8 protein-coding genes are annotated in these 7,809 nt (G+C 69.0%); 5 read left to right on the top strand and 3 right to left on the bottom strand.

Features of this window, described 5'->3' with window-relative positions; all coding sequences use genetic code 11:
• Positions 1-213 precede the first annotated feature (213 nt).
• The 3 genes from ACFWIW_RS08225 to ACFWIW_RS08215 form a co-directional block, all read right to left on the bottom strand.
• Positions 214-2,598: an ATP-binding cassette domain-containing protein gene (locus tag ACFWIW_RS08225; RefSeq protein ID WP_378367780.1), complete on the bottom strand. Its 2,385-nt coding sequence runs from the start codon at positions 2,596-2,598 to the stop codon at positions 214-216.
• Between the two features lie 98 nt (positions 2,599-2,696).
• On the bottom strand, positions 2,697-3,260 hold the full coding sequence (locus tag ACFWIW_RS08220; RefSeq protein ID WP_378367779.1) for an RBBP9/YdeN family alpha/beta hydrolase: 564 nt from the start codon (positions 3,258-3,260) through the stop codon (positions 2,697-2,699).
• Between the two features lie 11 nt (positions 3,261-3,271).
• The gene (locus ACFWIW_RS08215; protein ID WP_378367778.1) at positions 3,272-3,775 is read right to left on the bottom strand and encodes an Lrp/AsnC family transcriptional regulator; all 504 of its coding nucleotides are present in this window, start codon (positions 3,773-3,775) and stop codon (positions 3,272-3,274) included.
• Positions 3,776-3,868: 93 nt separating this feature from the next.
• Between ACFWIW_RS08215 and ACFWIW_RS08210 the strand changes: the two genes are divergently transcribed.
• The 5 genes from ACFWIW_RS08210 (at position 3,869) to ACFWIW_RS08190 (ending at position 7,789) form a co-directional block, all read left to right on the top strand.
• Entirely contained in the window at positions 3,869-5,053 is a 1,185-nt protein-coding gene (locus tag ACFWIW_RS08210) for an MFS transporter (protein WP_378367777.1), read from the top strand.
• Positions 5,054-5,191: 138 nt separating this feature from the next.
• The gene (locus tag ACFWIW_RS08205; RefSeq protein ID WP_378367776.1) at positions 5,192-5,380 is read left to right on the top strand and encodes a hypothetical protein; all 189 of its coding nucleotides are present in this window, start codon (positions 5,192-5,194) and stop codon (positions 5,378-5,380) included.
• Between the two features lie 45 nt (positions 5,381-5,425).
• On the top strand, positions 5,426-6,568 hold the full coding sequence (locus ACFWIW_RS08200; protein WP_378367775.1) for a type III PLP-dependent enzyme: 1,143 nt from the start codon (positions 5,426-5,428) through the stop codon (positions 6,566-6,568).
• Positions 6,558-6,929, top strand: coding sequence for an adenosylmethionine decarboxylase (gene speD, locus ACFWIW_RS08195; RefSeq protein ID WP_378367774.1), 372 nt, complete (start codon positions 6,558-6,560; stop codon positions 6,927-6,929). Before ACFWIW_RS08200 ends, speD begins: the two co-directional genes overlap by 11 nt.
• Positions 6,929-7,789 carry a spermidine synthase gene (locus tag ACFWIW_RS08190; protein ID WP_378367773.1) on the top strand — a complete coding sequence of 287 codons (861 nt, stop codon included), beginning with the start codon at positions 6,929-6,931 and terminating at the stop codon, positions 7,787-7,789. The genes speD and ACFWIW_RS08190 overlap by 1 nt, the downstream gene beginning before the upstream one ends.
• Positions 7,790-7,809: the final 20 nt, after the last annotated feature.

The raw sequence follows: 7,809 nt of genomic DNA, 5'->3' as shown, positions 1-7,809 counted from the left end.
CAAGGCAGTGGCTTTCAGAGTCACCACGCGACCAAGACCGGACCCTAACCACTCACACGAGCAGCACAACCACCCTGACACTGAGTGGCTTTCGCAACGTGAGCGGCCGGCGTCGCCCGTGAAGCCCGCACTCCCACCTTGGCCCGACCGCGACGTGGCGAACCCGCGACCCGTCCGCATTTAGAGGACTAAATGCGGACGGGGGCAGAAAGGTCACTTGCCGACGTAGGCCGCCAGGTGTTCACCCGTGAGCGTCGAGGCACTCGCGACGAGGTCGGACGGCGTACCCTCGAAGACGATCTTGCCGCCGTCGTGTCCCGCGCCCGGGCCGAGGTCGATGATCCAGTCGGCGTGCGCCATGACCGCCTGGTGATGCTCGATCACGATCACCGACTTGCCCGAGTCGACGAGCCGGTCCAGCAGGGCGAGCAGGTTTTCGACGTCGGCGAGGTGCAGACCGGTGGTCGGCTCGTCGAGGAGGTAGACGCCGCCCTTGTCGCCCATATGCGTCGCGAGCTTCAGCCGCTGCCGTTCACCACCGGAAAGCGTGGTGAGCGGCTGGCCGAGGCTGAGGTAGCCGAGCCCGACGTCGTCGAGCCTGCTGAGGATCGCGTGCGCGGCGGGGATGCGCCCTTCGCCCTCGCCGAAGAATTTCACGGCCTCGGACACCGGCATCTCCAGTGCCTCGCTGATGTTCTTGCCGCCGAAGGTGTACTCCAGCACCGAAGCCTGGAACCGCTTGCCTTCGCATTCCTCGCAGGTGGTCGCGGTGCCCGCCATGATGCCGAGGTCGGTGTAGATGACACCCGCGCCGTTGCAGGTCGGGCAGGCGCCCTCGGAGTTGGCGCTGAACAGCGCCGGCTTCACGCCGTTGGCCTTGGCGAACGCCTTGCGGATCGGTTCGAGCAGACCGGTGTAGGTGGCGGGGTTGCTCCGCCGCGAGCCGCGGATGGGGGTCTGGTCGACCGAGACCACACCCTCGTCGGCCGGGATCGATCCGTGGAGCAGGGAGCTCTTGCCGGAGCCGGCGACGCCGGTGACGACGCACAGCACGCCGAGCGGGACGTCGACGTCCACGTTCCGGAGGTTGTGCCGGTCCGCGCCGCGGATCTCCAGTTTGCCGGTGGGTTCGCGGACGCTGTCCTTGAGCGACGCCCGGTCGTCGAGGTGCCTGCCGGTGATGGTGTCGCTGGCGCGCAGGCCGTCGACGGTGCCCTCGAAGCAGATCGTCCCGCCCGCGGTCCCCGCGCCGGGGCCGAGGTCGACGACGTGGTCGGCGATGGCGATGGTCTCCGGCTTGTGTTCGACGACCAGCACGGTGTTGCCCTTGTCGCGCAGCTGCAGGAGCAGGTTGTTCATGCGCTGGATGTCGTGCGGGTGCAGCCCGATGGTGGGCTCGTCGAACACGTAGGTGACGTCGGTGAGCGAAGACCCGAGGTGCCGGATCATCTTCGTACGCTGCGCCTCGCCACCCGAAAGCGTGCCGGACGGCCGGTCGAGGGAGAGGTAGCCGAGTCCGATGTCGACGAAGGAGTCGAGCGTGTGCTGGAGCTTCTCCAGCAGCGGCGCCACCGACGGCTCCTTGAGGCCGCGGACCCAGTCGGCGAGGTCGCTGATCTGCATGCGGCAGGCGTCGGCGATGTTGATCCGCTTGATCTTCGAAGACCGCGCGAGTTCGCTGAGCCTGCTCCCGTCGCATTCCGGGCAGACCGCGAAAGTGACCGCCCGGTCCACGAACGTGCGGATATGCGGCTGCATCGCCTCGCGGTCCTTGGACAGGAACGACTTCTGGATCGTGGGGATCAGTCCCGAATAGGTCAGGTTGATGCCCTCGATCTTGAGTTTGACCGGCTCCTTGTAGAGCAGATCGTCCAGCTGCCGCTTGGTGTACTTCTTGATCGGCTTGTCGGGGTCGAAGAAACCGCAGCCGCGCAGGATGCGGCCGTACCAGCCGTCCATGGAGAATCCGGGGATCGTCAGCGCGCCCTCGTTGAGGGATTTGGTGTCGTCGTACAGCGCGGTGAGGTCGATGTCGTTGACCTTGCCCCGGCCTTCGCACCGGGCGCACATCCCGCCGGTGATGCTGAACTCGCGGCGCTCCTTGGTGGTCCGGCCGCCCTTCTCGACGGTCACGGCGCCCGCGCCGGAGATCGAGGCGACGTTGAACGAGAACGCCTGCGGAGAACCGATGTGCGGCTTCCCGATCCGGCTGAAGAGGATGCGCAGCATCGCGTACGCGTCGGTGGCGGTGCCGACCGTCGAGCGGGGGTCGGAGCCCATCCGCTGCTGGTCGACGATGATCGCGGTGGTCAGGCCGTCGAGCACGTCGACCTCGGGCCGGGCCAGCGTCGGCATGAAGCCCTGCACGAAGGTGCTGTACGTCTCGTTGATCAGCCGCTGCGACTCGGCCGCGATCGTGTCGAAGACCAGGGAGCTCTTTCCCGATCCGGAGACACCGGTGAACACCGTGAGCCGTCGCTTCGGCAGCTCGACGGCGACGTTCTTGAGGTTGTTCTCGTTCGCGCCCAGGACACGGATCAGGTCGTGGCTGTCGGCGGGGTGTCCCTCGGGCGCCTGCGGCCGGGAGGTCTTGCGCATCGTTTCTCCATCCTCATGTGGGCCGCGTGTACGTTCCGTCAGCCTCACCGGGCTCGATCTAACCAGCTTCGAGCCGTTCTTCGTCGACGATGGTCACGCTAGGTGAGTTCGGAAGACTTTCGCTTCTCGATTCCTGATCCGTCTCCCCGGAGCAGGGGAGCGACGAGCTTCTCGCCTTCGGGCCACGGCCCGTGCGCTCCGGTGAGGTGCCCGACGAAACCGATGTCGGCGAATTCCGCGCCCCAGACCCCGGCGAAGTACCGGGCGCGGGCCGGGGTCATCCAGCGGTCGTTCGCGCTCGCCGCGACGACGGCGGGGAAGGGGAGCCGGGGGCGGGGGATCGGGGCGAACCCGGCCAGCGCGGGCTCAGGGTTCTCCTCGACGTCGGGAGGCGTGACGAACAGGGCGCCGCGCACCGGCCGGTCGCCCCCGGCCGCGAGCCAGTGCAGCACGGTCAGGCAGCCGAGGCTGTGCGCCACCAGCACCGGAGGATCGGTCGCTTCCGCGAGCGCCTCGTCCAGCCGGGCGACCCAGTCCTCGCGGACGGGGGCGTCCCAGTCGTCCTGGGCGAACCTCCGCGAACCCGGGTAACGGTCGAGCCATACCGACTGCCAGTCCCCGGGCTCGGGACCGAACCAGCCGTCGGCGAAGAGCAATGCCATGGCCCCAGTATTCAGACGCTCCAGCCCTCGCTCTTGGTCGCCTTCAGGTAGTCCTCCACCGGGGGGCCGACCGGTCTGCCCTCGTACTGCGTCGACAGCACCACCGACGACCTGATCTCGCCGTGTTTGCCCAGCCGTTCGAAGAGGCCTTCGAGATGTTCGAGCGATACGGCCCGCACCTTCAGCATGGTGCACCGGTCACCGCTGAGCCGGTGCAGTTCCACCACCTCGGGGTAGTCCTCCGACTTGCTGGTGCGCAGCAGGCAGCTGCCGAGCGAGCAGCGCATTTCGACGAACGCCTGCAGGTCGTACCCGGCGCGTCGCGCGTCGACCTTGGCGCGATACCCGGTGATGACGCCGGCCTCCTCCAGCCGCCGGACCCGTTCGGCGACGGCGGGCGCGGAGAGGTTCACGCGGCGGCCCAGCTCCTTGAACGAGAGCCGCCCGTCGGCCTGAAGCGTTTCGAGGAGCCGCCAGTCGAGGTCGTCCAGCGCCCTTTCCGATCGTAAGGTCATCGCGCCCGGATTCCTTCCATGATGTGCCTCGCACCCCCGCGAGGCCTTCGTCAGCCTATTCGCCGCGGCGCCGGGAATCCCTAGGTTTGAATCATGAAACCGATGTTCGCGCTCTTCGTGGGCGTCGCCTGTCTCAGTACCGCGGTCGTCGGCCTGTCCACCACGGCCGCGTTGATCATGGTCGAGCACGCCGGCGCGGCCTGGAGCGGGTTGCCGAGCGCCGTGCTGGTACTCGGTTCCGCCCTGGGTTCGCTGTCGTCGGGCGCGCTGGCCGCTCGCTACGGCAGGCGGTTCGTCCTGGTGCTGATGTACGGAGCGGCGGTGACGGGCGCGCTGATCTCGTTCGCCGGCGTGCTCGGCGGATCCGTGCTCGCGCTGGTCGCGGGGATGCCGCTGATCGGCTTCGGCAACAGCGGGGCGCAGCTCTCCCGGTACACCGCGGCCGATCTGTCGCCCGAGCACCGCAAGGGTTTCGCACTGTCCACAATGGTCTGGGCGGGGACCGTCGGCGCGGTCGCGGGGCCCGCGCTGATCGCGCCGGCCGCCGCGAGGGCGGAAGCCGCCGAGCTCCCCGCCCTGTCCGGTCCGATCGCGGCGGGGGCGATCGTCGTGGCCATCGCCGTGGTCGCCGTCGCCACCCTGCCGCGTGGCCTCGCCGCCCCGGAAGAGGGCGTGCCCGGACGGGAGCGGATGTCGGTGCGGAACCCGGTGATCCTCGGGCCGCTCGTGGCGATGGTCTGCGCGCAGCTGGCGATGGTGGCGGTGATGACGATGACCCCGGTACAGCTGCACGAGCACGGTCAAGGTCTCGACGTGGTCGGCTGGGTGCTGAGCGCCCATCTGGTCGGGATGTTCGCGCTGGCGCCGTTGTCCGGCTGGATCGCCGACCGCTGGGGCGGCCGCGCGACGATCTTCGGCGGGATCGGGACGATCACCGTCGCGGCGGTCACCGTGATCGGCGCCCCCGATTCACATCACGTGGGCATCCCGATCGCGCTGTTCCTGCTGGGCTACGGCTGGAACCTGGTGTTCGTCGGCGGCAGCAGCATGCTCAGCCGCGACCTCCCGGCCGCGCAGCGGACGAGGGCGCAAGGCACGGTCGACGCCTTCGTCTGGGGGACCTCGGCCGCGGCGAGCCTGCTCGCCGGGCAGCTGTTCGGCCTGGGTGGCTACGTGCTGGTCGGCGTCGCGGGCGGGTTGTGCGCCCTCGTCCCGCTCGCGGTACTCGGCCGCCGGGCGGTCGTGCGGGAGCCCGGTGAAAAAGCGGGGCTCCGCTGATCTGCGAAACCCGGGCGCAGCCGTCATACTGCTTCACTCCGACGCGACCGAACCCGTGATGACACAGATCACGTGGGTGACCGATTCGGAGGGTCCTAGGGTGAAAGCAGACAAGGTGCGGGAGATCGGGGGTGCACGATGAGCGAGTTCGCGGTGAATCTGCGGGACCGGGTACGGCAGGCGAGGAAGGACGTTCAGATCGCCAAGCAGGCCTCTGACGAGGACCGGGCCTCGGCCGTCGGCGCCGATCTGGCCAATCTGGAGCGATTGGCCGCCGAACACGGGGTCGACCTGCCGGAGCAGCCCTCGGGTGACACGCGGGCGTGACCCCGGGTTCCGGGCCCGTGATCGGCCTTTGACACCCTGAGGCGTGTGAGCGAAAGCCTGAACCGGATCCGCGCCTTCCTGGCGGACCGCGAGCCGCCGACACCGTGCCTGGTCGTCGACACCGACCTGGTCGCGGAGCGTGCGGCCGCGGTCTCGGCGGCTTTCCCCGGCGCGTTGATCCGCTACGCGGTCAAGGCGAATCCGGCTCCCGAGGTACTCGACGCGGTGGCTTCGACCGGCGCGGGATTCGACGTGGCGGGTACGGCGGAGATCGAGCTGTGCCTGTCACGCGGCGCGCGGGCGGCGGAACTGGCGTACGGCAACACGATCAAGAAACCGGCGGACATCGCCTTCGCCTACGCGCGAGGAGTCCGTGAATTCACCACGGACTCCGCCGGTGATCTGGCGAATCTGGCCGAGCACGCGCCCGGTTCGCTGGTCTCGGTCCGTTTGCTGACCGGCGGCCCCGACTCGGTCACGCCGTTCGGCCACAAGTTCGGCTGCGAACCGGCGGTGGCCGCGGTCCTGCTCCGTCAGGCCGTGGAAGCCGGGCTGCGCCCGGGCATCGCGTTCCACGTCGGCTCGCAGCAGCCGGATCCGGCCGCGTGGGAGATCGGGATCGCGACCGCGGCCAAGGTCGCCGCCGAGGCGGGCGTCGTACCGGAGCGGCTGAACATCGGTGGCGGCTTCGCCACCGAGCACCGCGAACCCGTGCCGTCGCTGACGGACTACGCGGCGGTGATCCAAGCCGCCCTCGGCGAGCATCTGCCGGAGCCGGAGCTGCTGCTGGAACCCGGTCGCGTGATCGTCGCCGACGCCGGGCTCATCAGGACCGAAGTCGTACTGGTGACCACTCGTGCCGCCGCCGACGAACGCCGCTGGGTCTATCTCGACGTCGGCAGGTACAACGGAATGGCGGAGTGCGAGAACGAAGCCGTCGCGTATCGGCTGGAGGCCGTCGGCGTTAAGGGACCGGAAGGACCGGTGGTCCTCGCGGGGCCGACCTGCGATGGTGACGACGTGTTGTACCAGCGGACGCCGTGCGCGCTGCCGAGGTCGTTGAAGGCGGGCGACCGGCTGGACATCCCGGGCACCGGGGCGTACACCGCCAGCTATTCTTCCGTCGCTTTCAACGGAATCGAGCCGTTGCGCACCTATTGTGTGGGGAGGTTCGCCGATGCCGGGTGAAGAACCACTCGTCGGCCGGTTCGCCGGCCGCCACGTACTCGCGGAGTTCGAGGGGATCGAGCCGTCGCTGCTCGACGACGCCGTCCTCCTGAAGAAGACCCTCGCCGAAGCGGTGACCGAGGCGGGGGCGACGGTCTGCGAAGTCGTGTCGCATTCCTTCGCCCCGCAAGGGGTCACGGTGCTCGCGCTGCTGGCCGAATCGCACGCTTCGGTGCACACGTACCCGGAGATCGGCTCGGTGTTCGTGGACGTGTTCACCTGCGGGGACCGGGCGGATCCGGAGCGCGCGGTCGAGCTGCTGGCGAAGATGCTCGGCGCCGGGACCGTCCGGATGTCCACTGTGGAACGAGGAGAGAACTGATGGCGCAGCGAGTGATCGTCGAGCCGATGGGCGCGGGGCTCACCCGGAACTGGGACGTCGAGGAGGTCCTTTTCGAGGGCCGCACCGCGTTCCAGAACGTCCTCATCGGACGGACCGCGCAGGGGGTCTCGCTCTTCTGCGACGACGAACGGCAGAGCACGGAGCTGAGCCAGCTCGTCTACCACGAGGCGCTGATGGTCCCGACGCTGCTGCTCGCCGAACGCGTCGAGCGGGTGCTGATCATCGGGTCCAGCGAAGGCGTCGCTTCCGAGCTCGCCGTCGCGGCGGGGGCGGACGTGGTCGACCACGTCGACATCGACGCCGAAGCGGTCCGTGCCTGCGCCGAGCACCTTCCCTACGGCTACAGCCTCGACGATCTCGCCCGTGCCGAACGCGGGGATGGAAAGGTCCGTGTCCACTACCGCGACGGCTGGGAGTTCCTCGCCGAAGCCCGGGAACGCGGCGACTCCTACGACGTGGTCGTGATCGACCTGCCGGACGAGAACGACGACCCGGCGGCGCAGCACAACCGGTTGTACGGAGCCGATTTCCTGGCCCGGTGCACGGCGCTGCTCACCGACGGCGGAGTGGTCGGCTGCCAGGCGGGCTGCCCGACGCTGTGGCGCAACCAGACGCTGATCACGGCCTGGCGGCGGTTCACCGAGTCGTTCGGGACCGTGCTCTACTACGGTTCGGACGAGCACGAGTGGGCCTTCCTGAGTGGAAGGGCCGATGCGCTCGCCGATCCGGGCGCCCTCGTCGCGGAAAGGATCGGCAAGGCGGGGATCGGAGAGTCCACTATGGACGAAGAGGCGCTGAGGGCGAACACGGTGCCGCCGTTTTCCTTGCGGAACCGCTGAGAACCCCGTAACCGTTACCC

Origin of the sequence: Amycolatopsis sp. NPDC058340 (genome assembly GCF_042723975.1) — a bacterium.
Taxonomy (GTDB): Bacteria; Actinomycetota; Actinomycetes; order Mycobacteriales; family Pseudonocardiaceae; genus Amycolatopsis.
Note: the sequence above shows the minus strand (reverse complement) of the source record. Positions and strands in the feature narration are given on the sequence as shown.